The sequence below is a fragment of the Saccharothrix sp. NRRL B-16348 genome, assembly GCF_001280085.1.
Lineage (GTDB): Bacteria > Actinomycetota > Actinomycetes > Mycobacteriales > Pseudonocardiaceae > Actinosynnema.
Map to the genome: position 1 here is coordinate 1 of NZ_LGED01000104.1, position 429 is coordinate 429.

The following is a 429-nucleotide window of genomic DNA, read 5'->3' on the forward strand; positions in this document are numbered from 1 at the left end:
TACGAGACGGCGGGTGATCTGGGGCGTGCGATCCCGTTGTATGAGGCGAGTCTGGTTGACTGCGAGCGGGTGCTGGGCTCCGACCACCCGAACACGCTGACCTCCCGCAACAACCTCGCCTACGCCTACCGGGCGGCGGGTGATCTGGGCCGTGCGATCCCACTATTCGAGGCGAGTCTGGCTGACTGCGAGCGGGTGCTGGGCCTCGACCACCCGGACACGCTGACCTCCCGCAACAACCTCGCTGGCGCCTACGAGACGGCGGGTCATCTGGGTCGTGCGATCCCGCTATTCCAGGCGAGCCTGGCTGACTTTGTGCGGGTGCTGGGCCCCGACCACCCGAACACGCTGGCCTCCCGTAACAACCTCGCTGCCGTCTACCAGGCGGTGGGTGATCTGGAAAATGCGATCCCGCTGTACGAGGCGACA

At 66.4% G+C, this 429-nt stretch carries 1 protein-coding gene; it reads left to right on the forward strand.

What is annotated here, in order from left to right:
- Positions 1-429, forward strand: a 429-nt coding sequence (locus ADK67_RS11640; protein WP_157620163.1) for a tetratricopeptide repeat protein, incomplete at both ends; no start/stop codon positions are given.